The organism is Rhizobium sp. R635 (genome assembly GCF_002211285.1).
Classification (GTDB): Bacteria; Pseudomonadota; Alphaproteobacteria; order Rhizobiales; family Rhizobiaceae; genus Rhizobium.
Map to the genome: position 1 here is coordinate 59,043 of NZ_LOKX01000023.1, position 18,098 is coordinate 77,140.

The following is an 18,098-nucleotide window of genomic DNA, read 5'->3' on the forward strand; positions in this document are numbered from 1 at the left end:
ACCAACCATACTGGGTTGCTTTCCGACGCGAAAGCCGATTGCTTAGGAAAATCTACTTCTTCTTCCGCTAGCGGTTAGGAGAATGAAAGGGGACGCAGGCAAACCCGTGGAATTCTGCTGCTTCGCATCGGGAAAAACTATGGTTACGATGGCGACGCGGGAAGGCCGGTTTGAAGAACGATGACGACAGAACTGTTTCAAGTTAAATTTTGGGGTGTCCGCGGCAGTATTCCCGTATCGGGCCCCGAGTTCGACCGCTACGGCGGTAACACTTCCTGCATTGAGATCCGCTGCGGAAAGCATCGGATGATCTTCGACGCCGGCTCCGGCCTGCGCGAGGCCGGCCTGTCGATGCTCGCCGACGGCGTCAGCGATGTCGACCTGTTCTTCAGCCACTGCCACTACGACCACATCATCGGCCTGCCCTTTTTCAAGGCGATCTACTATCCCTCTATCAACGTCACCATCTGGTCCGGCCATCTCGACGGCAAGATGAGCACGCGGGAAATGGTCGAGCAGTTCATCAGTCCGCCCTGGTTTCCCGTGAAGACCGACATCTGTCAGGCGACGATGAACTTCCGCGATTTCCATCCCGGCCAGGTGCTGACCCCGCATGAGGGCATCGAGATCAAGACCTTCATGCTGAACCATCCGGGCGGCGCCATCGGTTACCGTATCGAATGGCAGGGCCGGTCGATCGCCCTCGTCTACGACATCGAGCATATTCCCGGCGCTCACGATCCGGTCTCGCTGGAAATGATGCGGGACGCCGACCTCGTCGTCTACGACTGCACCTACAATGAAGACGAGATGCAGCGTTTCAAAGGCTTCGGCCACTCAACCTGGCAGCACGGCACCGAGCTTGCCAGGATGGCGGGCGCCAAACGCTTCGCCCTGTTTCACCACGCCCCGTCCCGCACGGACGAACAGTTGGCTGAGATGGAAGCGCAGGCGCAGGCCGCCTTCCCCGAAGCCTTTGCCGCGCGCGACAATCAGACCGTGGTGATCTAGCGACCTGTTAAAGGCCGTCTTCACTGTTTCCTACAGATCGACCTCGCAACCTCGACTGGGTATGCATGTCGATGGAACAGATGCTGCACCAGACCGTTTTTTTGGGAGCGCGCCGAGCAGCATGAAGCGATCGCGGGTGAGCCTTCGTGCCATCGTCGCCTCGCTCGATCTCCGAACGCATTCGGCCGCCCTAACTCCACACTCCTAAGGAGATTGCCGATGATCACTCTCGTCCGGCATCGCCGGATCACGGTCGCAGGCATCGAAACCTTTTATCGCGAGGCCGGCCGGCGAGATCCGCCGGTCCTGTTGCTGCCGCATGGGTATCCCTGCTCGTCCTATGAATTTCGCAACCTCATGCCGCGCCTTGCCGACCGCTGGCGTCTCATTGCGCCGGATTTTCCGGGTGCGGGCTACAGCGGCACGCCCGATGACTTCGACTACAGTTTCGATGGTTATGCCGTCTGGCTGGAGGCCTTCATCGATGCGGTCAAGGTCGATTGCTTCGCCCTCTATCTCCACGACTTCGGATCACCGATCGGCGCCCGGCTGGCAATCAGGGCTCCTCAGCGCGTCGTCGCGCTCATCATCCAGAACGGCGACATCCCCTATGAGGATGCGCTGGGGCCGAAATATGCGGATATCGAAGCGACGTGGTCGCTTCCGAGAGACGAGATGAAGAAAGTCTTGGCGGAGGCAATCAGCGAAGAGACGTTCAAGGAGGAATTCCTCAACGACTTGCCGCCGACACTAGCCGACACCATTCCGCCCGACCTCTGTGTGGGGTCCCAATGACCACTATATGCCGGAAAAGTCGGCGCGGGCCTATCTGCGCGATCTGCCGGAGGCCGAACTCCATCTGCTGGGCGGCGGCCATTGGCTGCTCGAAACGCATCTCGATGAGGTCGTGGCGCTCATGCGAGAGTTCCTCGGGCGCGTTCATGCCGGGTGATCACTACGTCGCGCGCGACGACAGAAATTCGGCCGTCGGCAACCACCGGACGGCCGGATGCCGGCCCGTCGCCGCGAACAAGGCCGACAGGAAGTCCCATGCGGCCGTATCATGCACCAGATGGTGAGCGAGCACGCCGACAGGCTCGGCGTTGCCGGCAAACCGGTCGCGAAGCTCCGCCACCAGCTCGGCCACCAATTCCTCCTCGCTCCGCCCGCCGCGCGTGCCGTGCCAGTTGATGATATCGACATGGGTGTTGAGGAGCGGCACCGGGCCGTCCTGCCTTGCCCGCCCATAGACGGAAAGTGCCTCAAATCCGAGCCCCGGCAGCGCCGGGATCAGGGCCGCGTCGATCCGGTTCCACGGTGGCACCAGCATCGGCAGGAAGCGGGCCGGATGCAGCCGCTCCAAGAGCTGGAAGCCTTCGCGCAATTCGCCGAGCACGACATCCGCCGGCCGGTCGCTGCCGAGTTCCTGCTTTTTTCGTTCCGGACCGGCGTAATTCGTATGAGACCAGCCATGGACCGCAACGGTGACGGCGGTCTCCTCCGCCAGGCGCGTGGCCAGTGCCTCGCCGGTCAGCCCGGGAATGACGGCGAGCGTCAGCGGAACCTCGTTCTCCCCGGCCAACGCCATCAGCGTCTCCAGCGCCGGCGTCGGCTCGACCGCGTCATCGTCGCGCAGCCAGAACCGCGCCACACGGTCGGCGGCCTGCCAGCGATCGAGCTCGCGGCGCAGGGGCTCCCAGGTGGTCCTGTCGGTCATCACGTCACTCCTGTTCCTGCCTTATCCCGTAAAATCCCGTCCAGCACGCGCGCCGCCATCGCAAGCGAGCGCTCCCCGAGTACGAAGCGCCGAGCCGCTTGCCCCATGGCGTCGCGCCTTTCCCTGTTGTCGAGCAAGACTGCCACGGCCTCGGCATAGGCTGTGATATCGCCCTCGGGCGTCAGCAGCCCGGTCACGCCGGTCTCGACGACCGCCGGCACTCCCGCCGTTTTCTGCGCCACGACAGGCAGGCCGGCGGCCTGAGCCTCCAGATAGGCAAGACCGTAGGCCTCGCCGCAACCCGGCCAGACATAAATGCCGCCTCGCCCGAGCAGCTCGGCGATTTCGGCGGCATTGCGCTCGCCCAGCCATTCGATACGGCCGGCAAAGCCGGCAAACAGCGCCTGCACCTCTTCCCGCATCGGACCGTCGCCGATGACTGCGAGAGTCCAGGGCCGCTCTTCGATCAGCCGGAGCGCTTTTGCAAGCATCGCGTAACTGCCCATCTTATCGCCGGTCCGCATCATGGCGACCGTCATCAGCCGGCGCGGATCGGGCCTCGGCGACGCGGTTTCGAAGAGCGTCGCATCTATGAAAGGTTTCAGGCGGGCAAGCCTTGCCGCCGGAAAAGCTGCTTCGAGCCCCGCCTGGTCGCGTTCCGTGAAGCTGATATTGACCGCCGCCTGCATGATCGCCCCACCGACCAGCTTCTGTCTGGCGGCCCAGCCGGTCCGGTCGCGTTTTGCCGCATAGGAGGCTTCGGCCGTGACATAGGGAATGGCGAACTCGGCGGAAATTGCAGGCCCGAAGGGGTCGGGCGATTTGTAATAGGGATGATAGCAGAACCAGAGCTCGGGTCGCGGCCCGGACTTCCATTTCAGCCGCAGCCGCTCCAGCTCGGCGGAGATGGCGGGTTCGAGCCCTGCCGCCGCTTCCGGCGCCGAGACATGGGTGCGGAACTCGGAAACGACCTCGACCTCGTGGCCGGCAAGCTCCAGCGCCCGGATCAACAGCCGCGCCATCAGCCGGTCGCCCGATGGCACCGGATGGTTCGGCGATTTCATCGGCGCGTAGAAAGCCACCCGCATTGCGCATCCCTCACGTAAGACAGACTGTTTCCAAATCGGCGCTCGCTGCCGGGCGAAAAAATCCGCTATTGTCCCTTTCCCTAAAACTTGCGCATAAGCATATGGAATGTGATCGCGCTCGAGACAATTCCGCCTTTTTCCCAATCTCTATGGGCGCGCGGTTACATCGACAAGAACGGGAATGAATGACGACGGCCTCAGTCACAGGGATTTTTTCGGAACGCTCGATCAGAAGGGCAAGGCTCGGTTCCGGCCTCGTCATTTTCATCTTCGTCCTCTTGCATTTGTCGAACCATGCACTCGGACTGATTTCGCTCGATGCCGCCGACAAGGCCCGCCACCTTTTCCTCGCCATCTGGCGTAATCCCGCCGGTACTGTGGTGTTCTACGCATCTGTCGTGATCCACATGACGCTGGTGCTGCGCGCCATCTATCTGCGCCGCAGCCTGGTCATGCCGAAGGGGGAAACGGCCCAGATCGTGCTCGGCCTGCTGATCCCGCTGCTTCTCATCGATCACGTCATCGGCACACGCACCGCCCACGACCTCTACGGTTATATCGACGATTACGAGACCGTCGTCGAGCAGCTGTGGATCAAGAACCCGGCGAATGGCGCGCGGCAGGTGCTCGGCGTCATCGCCGTCTGGTTCCACGGCTGCATCGGCATCCATTTCTGGCTGCGCTACCGCCCGTGGTATGCAGGTGCTGCGCCACTGCTGCTGGCGCTGGCGATCCTCGTGCCGGTGCTCTCGGTTCTCGGCTTCGTGCAGATGGGGCGTACGCTTGCCGATCCCTCCTATCAACTGACGACCAATCCCTACGAGGTCAACGTCAACGCCCACTATCTCTCCGACCCTGAGGTGCGCGCCCGGATCGCCGCGGTCCGTGCCGGGCTCTATGGCGCTTTCTCGTTCTCGCTGCTCGCCGTCGTTGCCGCCCGCGCCCGGCGCCGGCTGAAGGAGCGCATCGACCAGGTCGCCGTGCACTATCCGGGCGGCGAGGTGATCCGCGTGCCGCGCGGCTTCACGGTGCTGGAAGCAAGCCGGCTCGGCGGCCTGCCGCATTATTCGGTCTGCGGCGGCAAGGGCCAGTGCTCCACCTGCCGCGTGCAGATCCTCGGCGATTATGAAAGCCTGCCGATCCCCGACAAGATGGAACAGACGACGCTGAGGCGCATCAATGCCGGCCCGGATGTCCGGCTCGCCTGCCAGCTTCGCCCGGACCGCGACGTCGCGGTCGCACCGCTCCTTGTGCCGGCGGTCGAAGCCGCCCTCCCTGCCAATAGCCAGGAGACCAGCCCCGGCCGCGAACGCGAAATCGCCGTGCTCTTCGTCGATATCCGCCATTTCACCACGCTGACGGAAACGCGCCTGCCCTTCGATGTCGTCTTCCTGCTGAACCGCTATTTCGCCATCATCGGCAAGGCGGTGGAGCAGGCGGGCGGGCGGCTCGACAAGTTCATCGGCGACGGCGCCATGGCGCTCTTCGGCCTCAACACCGCGCCGGAAGAGGCCTGCCGCCAGGCGCTCAAGGCCGCCGCCGCGATCGTCGCCGAGATCGAGAAACTCGCCGCCGAACTTGCCGAGGAACTGACGCTGCCGCTGCGCATCGCGATCGGCATCCATACCGGCCCCGCCGTCGTCGGCACGATGGGATATGGCCGGGTGCGCAGCATGACGGCGATCGGCGATACCGTGAACGTCGCGAGCCGGCTGGAAAGTGCCGCCAAGGAGTTCGAAGCGGCGATCGTCATCTCCGAGCCGGTGGCGAACCTTTCCGGCGCCGCTCTTGCCGGCATCGAAAGCCGTGAAATCAATGTGCGCGGCCGTGCCCTGCCCTTGAAAGTCTATGTCATTCCGAGAGAGAAAGCGGCAGAACCGCTCGAAGGAAAAGATTGATGCCCGGCAAGCCCTGGCTGACCGCCAGATATTGGAGCCGCCGCCTGCGCAAGGCGCGCAATAGAGCCGCCTCGCGCTTCTTCGATACCCGCTTCGGCCGCCGCCTGCTGATCGAGAATATCGGCCCGCGCGTCGTCTCGATGACGGTTGATGCCGGTGACCACCTGATGACCTTCTCGCCGTCGGACTATATCGGCCGCAAGGTTTTCCGGAAGGGCCACTTCGAGCGAGAGGCGGTCGACCGGCTGATCGTCATCCTGCGCGAGCGCGGCCTTCTCAGGAAGGATGCGACGCTGCTCGAGATCGGCGGCAATATCGGCACCCAGACCGTCTATTTCGCTTTCAGCGGCACGTACGCCCAGATCGTCAGCGTCGAGCCCGACCCGCGCAATTTCCCGCTGCTTACCCTCAACATCCGCCAGAATGGGCTGGAGGAGAAGGTCCGCCTCGTCAATTGCGCCGCCGGCGAGAGCGAAGGCGAGATCGATTTTTTCCTCAACCTCGACAATCACGGCAAAAGCAGCGCCATCCGCCAAAGTCCGAAGGACAAGAAGATCAGCGTGCCGGTGAAGCCGGTTTCCGAAATCCTTGCCGGGCTTTCGGTCGATCCGGTCTCGATCGGTCTCGTCTGGATGGACATCGAAGGCTACGAGCCGGTCGCCTGCCGCTCGATGCAGCCGCTGCTTGCCCGCCGCGTGCCGCTCTACATGGAGTTCACACCGCTCTTCTACGGGCCGGAGGGGACGAAGGCCTTCATATCGATGCTATCCGGTTTCTACGAGGATTGCCTCGTCGTCTTCGAGGACCGCGAGGTGGAGATGAAGGTCCGCGAACTGCCGGGTGATTTCGATCAATACAACGTGCTGTTTTTGCCGTAGATATTTGATTGCGAATGTTGCGGCTAAACGCCGTCATAGCTCTTGTTCGCCGCATTCTGCACCAAAGCGATGGCGATCGGCGGGAATAGGAAGCTCCAGAAGGCGAGCCAGGCGATAGAGATCAGGCGCCCATGGCCGCTCTCTCGCCCGCGATCGTTGAGGAGATCGCCGAGCGTCATCAGCAGAACCGGCAGGCCGAGCGGCACGAGGATCGCGATCAGCATGGCGGCAAGCGGCGTGAGAAGGCGTTGCGAAGGTGCAGCGCCCGCAAGCTCGCCATGGATGCGATAGACCCAATAGGCAAGATAAATGAGGGCGGCGATCGCGATGACGAGCACCAGCAAGGCGAGAAGCTGCGCGATCTCGAAAGTGCCGTTCGCTTCGAGCCCATCGCCCTGAAAGCCGTAGACACCAAGACTAAGAAGGAAGATCAGCACCAGCGGCGCAGTGAGGATGACGGCGACCATGAGCGGCGATCGTCTTTGCGGCGCAATCGGCCTGTGGCGCCGGTGCGGCATGTCATCGAAGGCGAGAGGCTGCGCCGGCAGGAGCAGGACGGCGGCAATCACCAGGCAGGCGAGAAACGCGATCGCAACGGACAATCCGCCTCGATCCGCCTGGTAGAGCCAGGAGGCGAGGACGGGCGCGAAGGCCGAGGTCAGGATCGTGGTCGACATCAGCGTCAGCGCGCAGCCGAAATCGATCCTGCCGGGGCGACCGCCCACCAGGAAAATCGCAATCGCCAGCGGGAAAACCGCCCGGACCGCGCCCAATAATAATCCGAAGAAAAACAGGAAGACCGGCGAGGCCCAAAGCGCCGGCGCCGGGATGACAGCGATGGCGGCAAGGGTGCAGGCGACGAGCGGCGCGATCAGCGCCGGCCGTCCATGGCGGCTGGCGACGACGAAGGCGAGGAAGGCGCCGATGACCCAGCCGGCATTGGAGCCGAGATAGAAGATCGCGATCGTTTGAACGCCGCTTCCGGCCTCCTGTGAAATCAGCGGAAAGACCGTCGTCAGCCCCTGCCCGCCGAAAGCCAGAAGCAGCGAGGCGAAAAACAAGGCCCAGTAGCGATAGGTGCTGAGGAAATCGGCGAGCGTCCATTCGGCCCTGCCGGCGGCCTGAGAGAAATTGTCCGTCAATGAAAACGCCCCCATTCGAAAATGATTGTTCATCGCCCTCAACGGCGATACCCGCGAAATGCCGGCCATGACGGAAATAGAACCGGGCCAGCGATTTTCGAGAGGCTTGCAGGCCATTCAATCGCGGGCTTTTCATTCGTGTCCCAACGACCTCCCTCAAAAGTCAGAGGCCAGCGAGGAGGTCGAGCCGCGAACGGGCATCTTCCGCAGCCACAGCCAGGCTATCTATGACGGGCGGAGTACTCACATCAACCTTGTGCAAGCCCGAAAAAAGCAGTTAGCTGGCATCGTTGGGGTACGCTCATTCGCACGATTAAACGACCATTGAAAAATAGGTGCCCTGAGCCGTCCGCATTTCGAGGGAAATCTCGTGCGCTGGTCCAAACCGCTCAGAGTGCATCTCGGCGTCCTGGTCGTTGCATCGCTGCTTTGCACGTCGATGCCGATCATCTGGATGGCATTCAGGCAGGGAAGCGATGCCGCCGTGAACGCCGGCGTACAGCAGATGCGCGGGATGAGCCTGCGGCTGATCGAGGGATATCGCAACACGCTGGAGGGAGGCACCGAGGCGGTCGCGCTGGCATCTACCCTGCCGCAGCTCGTTTCCCCGCCGCCTCAGGATATGAAGGCAAAACAGGAACTCTTTTTGGAAATCCTGCGAAACGTCCCCGAGGCCACGAGCGTCTATGCCGGATATCCCGACGGCTCCTACCTGCAGGTCATCAACGCCGGAAGGAGGGATGTCCGCCAGACCCTCTCGGCGCCTGACGATACGGCTTTCGCGATCAGAACGATCGCGGAGCGGCAAAGCGCGCACGTCCTATCGACACTCGGCTTTCTCGACAGCAAGGCAAGACCGATCGGCGAGCGGGATATGGAAGATGCGTCCTTCGATCCGCGGCAACGCCCCTGGTATCAGGCCGTCGTTCAGGACGGAGTTCCGGTCTCCGTGGGCCCCTATGTGACCGGAACGCTCAAGGTTCCGACGCTGACGATCGCGGCGCCGATGAAGGACGATGGCCGGGTGGTCGCAGGCATCAACATTCACCTGCAGACGGTCGGTCGCCTGCTGGATGCGCAGGGGATTTCGCCGCATGCCCGAGCATATATCATCGATGGCAGCGGTCATCTCGTCGCTCATTCCGACCCTGAAATCATGAGCAGGATCATCGCAATATGGTCGAGAACGTCAGGCGCCTTCGCCACAACGGCAAACCGTTTCGACGCCAGTCTCGAAACGGTGGCCAGGCTGCGACGGGATCCCGCCTTCGCAAACGGCGGCTTGGCGCGGCTCGATCTTGATGGCGAAAGCTATCTCGTGCAGATTGCACCCGTCAGCGTATCCGGTCTGTTCCAGGGAAGCACTGCCGCGATCGTCGTGCCGCTGGAAGACCTTGTGGCTGAAGCCAACCGGCTGCTCGTGCGCAATCTCCTGATTGCCGGCGCCTTCGTGCTCGCGGGTGTCGCTGCATCGGTGGTTCTCTCGCGCATGGTCAGCCGCTCACTCTACCGGCTCGCCGATGAGGCGCGCAGGATCGGCGATCTCGATGTTGGCGAGAAAGCCTTGTCGCACTCCTGGATAACGGAGATAAACACGCTGGCTGGCGCGCTCTCGGCAAGCCGTCACGCCATCGGCCAGTTCGCGCTCTATGTGCCGCGTGAAGTGGTTCGGCGCATCGTCAGCCCGGAAGGGCGAGCCGTCGTCAAGGCGAAGCGCCAGGATGTGACGGTGCTGTTCACCGATATCAGGGACTTCACCACCATATCCGAGCAGAATTCGCCCGAGGACGTGGTCGATACGCTGTCGGCCTATTTCGAACTCTTGAACACCATTGCCGAGGGCCAGGGCGGGACAGTCGTCCAATATCTCGGCGACTCCATTTTCGTCATGTGGAACGCCCCCGTTCCGGATATGCAGCATGTCGAACACGGCTGCCGATGCGCGCTTGCGATGAAAGCGGCGGTTGACGGCCTGAACGAGGAGAACAGAAGGAATGGCCGCCCCGAGCTCTTCACCCGATTTGGATTGCACACCGGCCCGGCGGTGGTCGGCAGTTTCGGCGCCATTTCGCGGCAGCAATACACGGCCATGGGCGATACGATCAATGTCGCGTCACGCCTGGAGGGATTGAACAAGGAGTTTGGGACGTCGATCTTGGCAAGCTCGGCCATACATGACGCCGTTGCCGATCGTTTCGAGTTTCGGCCGTTGGGTCTGGTGCAGGTGAAGGGGCGGGCCGAGAAAGTTGATCTATGGGAGCTGGTTGAGGAGAGTGGCTAACCGTCCCCAGGGCCTTCCCCCTCACCTGATGCAAGGCCACTCCCCCGCTCAAACCAGCTTCTTCGCCTCTGTTTTCGTATGCTCGTGATATTTATTCTCGCGCAGCGTCCCGAACAGCTTCAGGCTTTCCAGATGCTCGCGCTGGGCGCGGTAGAACTCATTCAGGAACAACAGCTCCTGGCCGCGCTTCACAGGCTCCTCGTAGCGAATCCTCCTCGTGATCGTGCGCACGATCTTGACGATCTCTTCGTGATTGGACTTCTTCGTCGTGTCGCGAAGCACATCCTCCAGCGTTTGCAGCTCGTACTTTCCGTAGATATCGAGATGGTCAGGCAGGAACTCGAAGGCCGATTGCGATGATGCGGCGGCAGGGGCGGACAAAGCGAGGTCGGAGAGGAGCGCCGAGCGCGGATTGTCGACCACCAGCGTGCCGGCGATGATGTCGCCGAGCCTTTGCCGGCGCCGGTTGGTAAAGGGGACGACGATCACCACCAGCAGCCAGAGACCCGTCAAAACGTTTTCCCAGGCCGACTGAGTGCCGACCGAAGCCAAGAGGCCGAGGGGAGCAAAGATCTCCACCTCCTTCATGAGGTTGCGCGCGGTCACCTGATGCGGCGTGAGCCGCCGTCCGTCCATGTTGATGACGCGGATGCCGGTTATCCTTTTCCCGAGCGTGCGTCCGTTCCAGATGAGTTCCGAGAGGACGTAATAAGGGACACCCACCAGATAGCCCAGCAGCACCGTCAGCATCGTCTCCGCGCTTGCGGGCAGCATGCCGGTGTACAGGACCACAAAGGCAACGATGGCGACGACGAGGACCGTGAAGATCATGTCGAGGATCTGCGCGCCGAAACGCGTTCCGAGCGAGGCAATGGCAAAATTGATCGGCACGCCTTCCGGCGGGATGAACTGCTCGATGCGCCTGCCGTCCTTATCAGTCTGGTTCATCGCGCGGCCTCGCGCGATGTCTTGCTGCCTCGACCTGCGAGCAGCAGCCAGCTCATCCAGAAGACACCCATGCCCCAGCCGATGACGATGCGCCAGAAGGGATCTTGTATCAGCTGCCGCAAGAACCCTTCGATGACGGCTGCGATGATGAGCATCAGCGCCGCCAGGATGGCGAGCTTGACGGCATCATGCGCCTGGTGGCGCAAGGCCTCCTTGCGTGTTCGCGCACCCGGAAGCAGAACGGCCAGCCCAAGCCTTGCGCCGCCAGCGCAGGCAATGGCGATGGCCGCAAGCTCGGTCACGCCATGGATCGAGAGCCAGGCGAAGACGTCGTAGCCAAGGCCCCTTCGAGCAAACATCGCGAAAAACGCACCGAGGATCAGGCCGTTGTAAAAGGTCAGAATGAAACTCGGCACCGACACGAAAATACCGAGCGTGAAGATCAGGATGACGATGGTCGTGTTGTGGGAAAACAGAAATGCGGAAAATGCGGCCAACCTGTCGCTGTCATGCCCTTCATCGCCATAGATCGTGGAGCGCAGATAATCGGCCGATGCATCGGGCGTGCGCTGATCGGCGAGCTCCGGGGGCACGAACGTATAGAACCAGCTCGGGTCGTTTTGGCAGAGCTTGTAACCGGCGGCCGCCCCGAGAATGAGCGCCAGGAAGCCGATGAACAAAGGCAGGGCCGAACGACGCACTGCCTGCGGGATACCCTGCAACAACAAGCGGGCGGTCAGGCCGCCAAGGCTCTCCTGCGGGGCATAGACGACGAGATAGGCCCGGGCGCAGAGGCTTTCCAGATAGGCGATCAGGGCGCGGTCGAGGGAAATATCGCGCGCCACGCTCAGCGAGTTCATCGCCTGCCTGTATCCGGCCGCGAGATTGCGGACCTCGTCATAGCCGAGCGCGGCCGTGCCGCCTTTTTCGGCGCGCGTCACGAGTTCGTCCAGTTGACGCCAGTGCGCCTCGCGCTCCAGCCGAAAGCGGGCCGAGCGGAGCGTATCGTTCTGGACGGCGCCGACATTCGCCGCTGCGCCCGTATCCACCCTGCCGTCGATACCGATATCCATCATATCATCTCACGGGATTTGATTTCGATGTAGCGCGCAATGAGATCCGACGTCAGCGCTTCGGGCGTGCTGTCGAGGCAAAGCACGCCCATGCGCGCCAGCTTTTCCATGACGGCGCGCCTCTCCTGCAGGACCTGGCGCGCCGCGACGGAGCGGGCGACGGCATCGAGCGTCGTTTCCTCGGGTTCGATGAGCTTTGCCAGCATCGGGTCGCGCAGGGCGACATAGACCACGAAATGATGCCGGGCCAGCACCTGTATGTTCTCGATCATCAGTTCCGCCGTGATGGTATCGACGAAATCGGAGAATATCACAATCAGCGAACGTCGCTTCAGGCGTCCGGACAGATGCGTCAGTCCCAGCGTGTGGTTTGTCTCCTGCGTTTCGTAACGCAGCCCGGCACACACCGTCTGCAGCCGCGGAAAGGCTGCGCGTCCAGGCAGAGCCGGCACGAAAAGGCGGGGGCGGCTGTCGAAGCTGTAGAAGCCGACGAGATCGCCGGCGAGGCCCGCACCCCAGCACATGGCGAGCGCTGCGTTGATGGCGCGATCGAGTTTCGTAAAGCCGGCAAGCTGCTCGGCCATCAGCCGCCCGGAATCGACGCATAGGATGATCTGGTGGTTTCGTTCCGCCCTCATTTCGCGCACGACGAGGCTGCGCATGCGCGCCGACCGCTTCCAGTCGATGCTGCGCGGGTCCATGCCACTGGCAAACTCCCGCAGCTGATGGAACTCCGATCCCTCGCCCCGCAAGCGCAAATCCTTCTGGCCGGCCTCCAGCGGCAGGATCTGGGTCTTGATCGCTCCGGACAGCACGGGCGATATGTCTGGCTGAACGGCGATTTCCTTGCCGACCGGCATGCGGGCGATCAACTCGAGCAGCTTCAACCGCGATGGCCATTTCAGCCACAGCTCGTTGACCGCAAACTGCCCCCGCCGCTTCAGGTGAAGATCGAGAGAGGCTTTGACCAGTTTTTCTCCGGCATCCGCCGCCGGGTACAGCCATCTGATTTCGCCGAGGACGAGTTCGGGCGCGAGATCGAGCCGGATTTCGATATTCCCGGGCAGCGCTTTCTTCTGCGGCCGCATACTGACGGCGAAGGTCGTGGTGTGGCCGACAAAGCCCTGCGGCGGCAGATCGGTATCGACCGTCATCCGGCCGGACAGGTTCGAAATAACCAGATCGGCGACCGTCACGGCTGCAAGGGCAAGCCACATGAGAAGCAGCAGATAGGTCATGTCGCGCCACCACACGCTGGCGAAGACCGTCACCGCAGCAAAAATCAGGACGAACGCGATCAGATATGAGGATGGCCGCATTTAACGGGGCGCATCCACGCGGTTCTTGATGTTGCGGAGCACCTCGTCGGGCGTGCGGCCATCGATTTCCGCCGAAGGCGAAAGCACGATGCGATGGCGCAGTGCCGGCACCAGCAGAGCCTGCACATCATCAGGCAAGCCGTAATCCCGGCCCTCGAACGCCGCGCGCACGCGCACTGCCGCGGCAAGAGCATCCGCCGCGCGGGTGGATGCGCCGTAGAGAATATCGGGATCGGAGCGCGTCGCGCGCACGAGATCGACGACATAGGTCAGGATCGTCTTGTCGAGATGGATCGAATCGATCAGCGCTCGCCCGGCGGCAAGTGCTGCGCTGGTGACGAGCGGGCGGATGCCGGCATTGCGCACATCCGATTTCAGCGCCTGATCCGCGTGTCTGGAGAGGATCGCAATTTCCGTGTCCCGGTCGGGAAAATCGACGATGAGCTTGAAGAGAAAGCGGTCGAGCTGCGCCTCGGGCAGAGGGTAAGTGCCCTGCTGCTCGATCGGGTTCTGCGTGGCGAGCACGAAGAAATCCGGCCCGAGCGAATAATCGGTCCCGTCGATCGTGACCATCCGCTCGTTCATCGCCTGGAGAAGAGCCGATTGCGTCTTCGGCGGGGCGCGATTGATTTCGTCGGCGAGGAGAATGTCGGTGAAAACAGGCCCCTTGGTCAGGTGGAACTGATTGGTCTGGAAATTGAAGAGATTGACGCCGAGAACATCGCCGGGCATCAGGTCGGGCGTGAACTGGATGCGCCGATATTGCAGCGCCATCGCCGCGGAGACGGAGCGGGCGAGCAAAGTCTTGGCCGTGCCGGGAGGACCTTCGACGAGGCAGTGCCCGCCGGCGAAGATCGAGATCAGCACGAGGTCGATGATCGCATCCTGCCCCTGTACCGCCTTGCCGATTTCACCGCGAACCGCGGCGATAAGATTGCGAAATTCACCTAGATCCAAGGTCTATGCTCCCCAGCGATTTTCTGAATGTCTCGAGATTGCGGTACAGGTTTGCCCGCGTCATCAGATGTCCACGTTCGATCAGCGCCTGCGCCGACACATGCAATGCCCGCGCCGTCGCCTGATCGCGGCGTGCCAGGCGCTGGAACAGCCGATCGATGCCCGCCTGATTTCCGGCTCCGGGGCCGAAGACCAATTGCGCCTTGTCCGCAAGCAGATGAAGAACGAACTGTTCCGTCATGCGGCCGTCATTGCCCGACAGGCGCAGCAGACGCGCTGTGGCTTCGATGGCCGTTGTCTTCGACATTTCGGTGTTTGCGGATGCCTCGGGCAAAGCAGGCCCGAAACGATAGGCGCCGCGCCAGAAGCAGATCGCCGCCACGGCCAGCAATGTTCCCCAGATGAGCGACAGGGGATAAGCGAAAAATCGCGTCAAATCGGAGGCCGAGCGCTCGTAAGTGCGGCCCTCGTCGATCCGCTCCTCGTCATCCAGCGGCTGGCCAGCCGTATCCAGATAGACCGGCCGTGTTTCGGCCGTTCCGCGCAACAGCGTGACGAGCGACACGGCAAAGGAGGCGTTGTCGGCCAGGGCCAGGCCGTGATTGTTGAAGAGGTCGGGGTCCGACAGCAGATAGGCTTGATTGTAGTCGTCGCAATGGACGAGCAGCGCACCCGTCTGCGTGCCGGCGAGCTCCCTGCAGGAGGAAGGCAGGCTCGCCCGGTCGAAAGTTTGTGCATAGTACAAGGCGATCTCGATGGGCTGGCCCGGCTTCAGGGCCGGATGCGCCTCTTCAAATCCGGTCTCGCTGCGCGTGAGATCCAGATCTGAATAGCCGATCTTTTCGAGTTCGCCGCCGATCTCGGTGAGATCGATCAGTCCCGCCGCGCTGGCGATACCATTCGTCGACACATTGCCACGCCATTTCGGCAAGATGATCAGTGTCGGCAGGGCGTAATCGCTCGATTCCTGGACCGCGCTTTCCGGGCCTACCTCACCCAGTTCCTCGTCCGTCTGCGGTGCGGCAGGTTTGCCTTGGCGTATCGACAAGGGAAAGATGCGCAAGGAGACTTCGGAACGCGCCTGGCTGACATGAGGGTCGGATCGGAGGACAGGGACGCCCTTGGCTTGCAGCCACAATTCCAATCCCTTGTTGCCGAGAGGAGAGCGGTCGTAATCGCTCCCCCTGGAGAGCGCAAAGATTGCCAGCGCCGCCAGCGCCAGCAACAGCCCCAGAAACAGAAGAGGGGTGGAGTTACGCATTGGCCAGCCTGCCTGTCGACAGCAAGCCGCGTGCGGTCGAAAGAAGGACGCCGAAATGGTTTTCCGCGAACGTGCGGCCGCCGTAGTGCACGAGTTCCACCGCGGTCAGCATGTTTTCGAGGCGATCGCGGTCTGGCATGTTTGCCGGCAGGCGGGCGAAAACGGCCCGTTCCGTATCCGAGCGGAAAAGGCGCGTTCCCGTGATATCGGCTGCGTGAAGCAGGCAATGCCTGAGCAGCAAAACGAGCGCCTGCTTTCGATCCGCCATGGCGGCGATGCGATCGAGGAAGTCGTTCGACCCTTCCTCGATCTCGGCTGCCGAGGTGCGCCAGCTTTCCGGCGCCTCCCCCTGCCGCCGCTTGATGTCGCGCGGGGCCGATGACAGCAGCACGCCGCCATTTCCGAAACGCAACCACAATGCGACGAGTAGGACGAGGCCGACGAACACGATCACAACGGCCACGGGACCGCTGATGACCGGCTCTCGCGGGATCGTCAACGGCCTGCGTCGAGGAGGTGAAGAAGACGTCGTCTTCGATGCCGGCTCGGCCTTTTCAGAGGCATCGCCATAGACGAGCCCGCAGCGCAGGCCATTCTGCAGGCACTGCGCTGCATATTCGGCTCCGGCGGCGCTCCTTTGACGAGCGCCACCCTCGACCTGCTGACTGCTGACCTGCGCCTGCGCAGGCGAAAATTGCGCCGATGCGGCCAGGAACAGCGCCACCAGCAGGCCGACGTTGCGGATGATCATGCTCTAGGCAAAGACCTCTGCTCTTGCTTCCGGACGGAGCGGATCAGGCCCGAACTTGTTCGGACCTTCCGTGCCTCGAAGCACGCTGATCACAAAGATCGCGATGCCCGCGATGACACCGACGTAGGGAACGAAGCCGCCGATAAACAGCGCGAGATACCACCAACCGGAAATGTTGCGATCATGGAAGCGCCGAACCTGAACCGCTATTGCCGGCAAGAAAGCTGCGAGCATAAGCAAGCCGCCGATGATCACCATTGCAATCAGTGATGACGAAGCTCCTGCCTCACCAGCAGCCACGACGATCCCGCCGAATAGCAATACAAATATGATCATCACCAAACAATAGGCCAGATAAGACCACCAATATTCCGATCGGGAAGCCCGACCAGAGAAGGTTGCGTATTTCTGTTTGAAAACGGTTCGAACAGCTTCAGTAAATCCCATTCCATACCCCCATCTCTGCTAGCTGCAGGCGCGGCGACAGACCTTGCATCTTCTTGCCACGATAGTCATTCCGGCTGATGACAGCTACAATTCAAACGCGGAAATTGCAATAAGTCGGTTATCCAAACGGGCTCGCATGGTAGCGGCAATATCGCGGATGGCCATGCTCTAGGCAAACACCTCTGCTCTCGCGTCTGGACGCAACGGATCCGGCCCAAACTTGTTCGGACCTTCAGTGCCCTTCATGACCGAAAGAACGGTGATCACGAGACCCGTGACGGAACCGACATAGGGAACCATGCCCAAGACGATCAGCGCGAGATACCACCAACCGGAAATGTTGCGATCATGAAAGCGACGGACTTGGAGGGATATGATCGGCAAGACAAGAGCAAGCGCCAACAATCCGCCGATGATCATAAGGACGACGACCAGCGACGAAGTCCCGCCCTGTTGACCGGAAAAGGCGCCTGCCGTGAAGGCCAAAACTACTATCGCGATAGCCAACAATAAATAGAACAGCTGAAACCACCAATATTCCGACCGAGAGGCCCTGCCGGAGAAGGTTGCATATTTCTGCGTCAGCACTGTTCGAACAGCTTCAGTAAACCCCATTTCAATGCCCCATGTCTGCTTGTTGCAAGCGTGGCGACAACCCAACATCGCCTTGCCGAGATAGGCATCTCGGATGAAAACCAGCTACAATTTAAACGCAAAAATTGCAATAAGCCACCGTTTCGGCAGTTCGAAGACAAAGGACCGCACACTCTGGGAACCAGATCCTACTCGGTGTCCGTAAGTGGCGGAAAGCCTCCGATGGGGGAGTTGGCGCTCATTTCCTCCGATAAAGGAAATACCGCCCTTCCTTGATCCCCTCAGGCAGCGACAGCGCCATCAGTTCGGCATGCTCCAGCGGCAGGCCGCTGACGGCGATGCCGTTCGGGGCGAGCACGCCGGCCATCAGCTGCGGCAGCCAGGTCAGCGTCACGGCGTCGATTTCGTCATGGCCGGTGCCGATATCTGCATGGGCGAGTGCTGCGCCGATGCCGAGAAAGGCCTGGCCGGATTCGCGGATGTTGCCGGTCACCATGTCCTGCGCCTCCGGTGTCGAGGCAGAATAAGAGCGGACTTCCCAGTCGAAGGCGACGATACGCCGGCCCGGAAACTTCTCGCGCAGGTGGTCGAAGGTGCGGCCGTTGCCGAGGCCGAACTCCAGCACCGGGCCTTCAATTTCTTCGACCAGCTCGATAATGGAGTTCAGAATGTCGCGTTGAGCCGTCAACCGGCGAATGAAGCTGTCGAGGCGGCTCATCTATTGCGTATCCGT

16 protein-coding genes and 1 pseudogene are annotated in these 18,098 nt (G+C 61.8%); 5 read left to right on the forward strand and 12 right to left on the reverse strand.

Annotated features, from left to right (window positions below):
- The first annotated feature begins 180 nt into the window (after positions 1-180).
- Positions 181-1,011: an MBL fold metallo-hydrolase gene (locus ATY78_RS17060; protein ID WP_088683497.1), complete on the forward strand. Its 831-nt coding sequence runs from the start codon at positions 181-183 to the stop codon at positions 1,009-1,011.
- A 219-nt stretch (positions 1,012-1,230) separates the two neighbouring features.
- Positions 1,231-1,963 (forward strand): annotated as a pseudogene (locus ATY78_RS17065) (alpha/beta fold hydrolase).
- 3 nt (positions 1,964-1,966) lie between these two features.
- Here the strand turns inward: ATY78_RS17065 and ATY78_RS17070 are convergent.
- Both ATY78_RS17070 and ATY78_RS17075 read right to left on the reverse strand, forming a co-directional pair.
- Positions 1,967-2,728, reverse strand: coding sequence for a polysaccharide deacetylase family protein (locus tag ATY78_RS17070; RefSeq protein ID WP_088683498.1), 762 nt, complete (start codon positions 2,726-2,728; stop codon positions 1,967-1,969).
- Positions 2,728-3,816, reverse strand: coding sequence for a glycosyltransferase family 4 protein (locus ATY78_RS17075; RefSeq protein ID WP_088683499.1), 1,089 nt, complete (start codon positions 3,814-3,816; stop codon positions 2,728-2,730). The genes ATY78_RS17070 and ATY78_RS17075 overlap by 1 nt, the downstream gene beginning before the upstream one ends.
- Positions 3,817-4,001: 185 nt before the next feature.
- Between ATY78_RS17075 and ATY78_RS17080 the strand changes: the two genes are divergently transcribed.
- Positions 4,002-5,714, forward strand: a complete 1,713-nt coding sequence (locus ATY78_RS17080; protein WP_088683500.1) for an adenylate/guanylate cyclase domain-containing protein — start codon at positions 4,002-4,004, stop codon at positions 5,712-5,714.
- Positions 5,714-6,592 (forward strand): FkbM family methyltransferase, encoded by an 879-nt coding sequence (locus tag ATY78_RS17085; RefSeq protein ID WP_088683501.1) that lies wholly within the window; start codon positions 5,714-5,716, stop codon positions 6,590-6,592. The genes ATY78_RS17080 and ATY78_RS17085 overlap by 1 nt, the downstream gene beginning before the upstream one ends.
- Positions 6,593-6,615: 23 nt before the next feature.
- On the opposite strand, the gene ATY78_RS17090 is transcribed toward ATY78_RS17085, so the two are convergent.
- Positions 6,616-7,734 (reverse strand): hypothetical protein, encoded by a 1,119-nt coding sequence (locus tag ATY78_RS17090; protein WP_245313590.1) that lies wholly within the window; start codon positions 7,732-7,734, stop codon positions 6,616-6,618.
- A 370-nt stretch (positions 7,735-8,104) separates the two neighbouring features.
- On the opposite strand from ATY78_RS17090, the gene ATY78_RS17095 reads away from it, so the two are divergent.
- Positions 8,105-10,015 carry an adenylate/guanylate cyclase domain-containing protein gene (locus tag ATY78_RS17095; RefSeq protein ID WP_088683502.1) on the forward strand — a complete coding sequence of 637 codons (1,911 nt, stop codon included), beginning with the start codon at positions 8,105-8,107 and terminating at the stop codon, positions 10,013-10,015.
- 48 nt (positions 10,016-10,063) lie between these two features.
- Here the strand turns inward: ATY78_RS17095 and ATY78_RS17100 are convergent, their stop codons facing one another.
- The 9 genes from ATY78_RS17100 to ATY78_RS17140 all read right to left on the reverse strand — a co-directional run bounded on the left by ATY78_RS17100 (position 10,064) and on the right by ATY78_RS17140 (position 18,083).
- A complete protein-coding gene (locus ATY78_RS17100) occupies positions 10,064-10,963 on the reverse strand; it encodes an RDD family protein (protein ID WP_088683503.1) in 900 nt (299 codons plus the stop codon).
- Positions 10,960-12,036, reverse strand: a complete 1,077-nt coding sequence (locus tag ATY78_RS17105; protein WP_088683504.1) for a stage II sporulation protein M — start codon at positions 12,034-12,036, stop codon at positions 10,960-10,962. Before ATY78_RS17105 ends, ATY78_RS17100 begins: the two co-directional genes overlap by 4 nt.
- Positions 12,036-13,355, reverse strand: coding sequence for a DUF58 domain-containing protein (locus ATY78_RS17110; protein WP_088683505.1), 1,320 nt, complete (start codon positions 13,353-13,355; stop codon positions 12,036-12,038). The genes ATY78_RS17105 and ATY78_RS17110 overlap by 1 nt, the downstream gene beginning before the upstream one ends.
- A complete protein-coding gene (locus ATY78_RS17115; protein ID WP_088683506.1) occupies positions 13,356-14,312 on the reverse strand; it encodes a MoxR family ATPase in 957 nt (318 codons plus the stop codon).
- Complete coding sequence (locus ATY78_RS17120; RefSeq protein WP_088683507.1) at positions 14,299-15,573, reverse strand: hypothetical protein; 1,275 nt, start codon at positions 15,571-15,573, stop codon at positions 14,299-14,301. The genes ATY78_RS17115 and ATY78_RS17120 overlap by 14 nt, the downstream gene beginning before the upstream one ends.
- Complete coding sequence (locus ATY78_RS17125) at positions 15,566-16,324, reverse strand: hypothetical protein (RefSeq protein ID WP_088683508.1); 759 nt, start codon at positions 16,322-16,324, stop codon at positions 15,566-15,568. The genes ATY78_RS17120 and ATY78_RS17125 overlap by 8 nt, the downstream gene beginning before the upstream one ends.
- Positions 16,325-16,327: 3 nt before the next feature.
- Positions 16,328-16,771 (reverse strand): DUF805 domain-containing protein, encoded by a 444-nt coding sequence (locus ATY78_RS17130; protein ID WP_088683509.1) that lies wholly within the window; start codon positions 16,769-16,771, stop codon positions 16,328-16,330.
- A 168-nt stretch (positions 16,772-16,939) separates the two neighbouring features.
- Entirely contained in the window at positions 16,940-17,386 is a 447-nt protein-coding gene (locus ATY78_RS17135) for a DUF805 domain-containing protein (protein WP_088683776.1), read from the reverse strand.
- A gap of 217 nt (positions 17,387-17,603) precedes the next feature.
- Positions 17,604-18,083: a class I SAM-dependent methyltransferase gene (locus ATY78_RS17140; RefSeq protein ID WP_088683510.1), complete on the reverse strand. Its 480-nt coding sequence runs from the start codon at positions 18,081-18,083 to the stop codon at positions 17,604-17,606.
- Positions 18,084-18,098: the final 15 nt, after the last annotated feature.

Excerpts from the sequence above, each read along its gene's own strand:
- ATY78_RS17060 (WP_088683497.1), top strand. The coding sequence starts at position 181 with ATGACGACAGAACTGTTTCAAGTTAAATTTTGGGGTGTCCGCGGCAGT.
- ATY78_RS17140 (WP_088683510.1), bottom strand. The coding sequence starts at position 18,083 with ATGAGCCGCCTCGACAGCTTCATTCGCCGGTTGACGGCTCAACGCGAC.
- ATY78_RS17080 (WP_088683500.1), top strand. The coding sequence starts at position 4,002 with ATGACGACGGCCTCAGTCACAGGGATTTTTTCGGAACGCTCGATCAGA.
- ATY78_RS17100 (WP_088683503.1), bottom strand. The coding sequence starts at position 10,963 with ATGAACCAGACTGATAAGGACGGCAGGCGCATCGAGCAGTTCATCCCG.
- ATY78_RS17135 (WP_088683776.1), bottom strand. The coding sequence starts at position 17,386 with ATGGGGTTTACTGAAGCTGTTCGAACAGTGCTGACGCAGAAATATGCA.
- ATY78_RS17105 (WP_088683504.1), bottom strand. The coding sequence starts at position 12,036 with ATGGATATCGGTATCGACGGCAGGGTGGATACGGGCGCAGCGGCGAAT.
- ATY78_RS17085 (WP_088683501.1), top strand. The coding sequence starts at position 5,714 with ATGCCCGGCAAGCCCTGGCTGACCGCCAGATATTGGAGCCGCCGCCTG.
- ATY78_RS17070 (WP_088683498.1), bottom strand. The coding sequence starts at position 2,728 with ATGACCGACAGGACCACCTGGGAGCCCCTGCGCCGCGAGCTCGATCGC.
- ATY78_RS17120 (WP_088683507.1), bottom strand. The coding sequence starts at position 15,573 with ATGCGTAACTCCACCCCTCTTCTGTTTCTGGGGCTGTTGCTGGCGCTG.
- ATY78_RS17110 (WP_088683505.1), bottom strand. The coding sequence starts at position 13,355 with ATGCGGCCATCCTCATATCTGATCGCGTTCGTCCTGATTTTTGCTGCG.
- ATY78_RS17075 (WP_088683499.1), bottom strand. The coding sequence starts at position 3,816 with ATGCGGGTGGCTTTCTACGCGCCGATGAAATCGCCGAACCATCCGGTG.
- ATY78_RS17130 (WP_088683509.1), bottom strand. The coding sequence starts at position 16,771 with ATGGGATTTACTGAAGCTGTTCGAACCGTTTTCAAACAGAAATACGCA.
- ATY78_RS17125 (WP_088683508.1), bottom strand. The coding sequence starts at position 16,324 with ATGATCATCCGCAACGTCGGCCTGCTGGTGGCGCTGTTCCTGGCCGCA.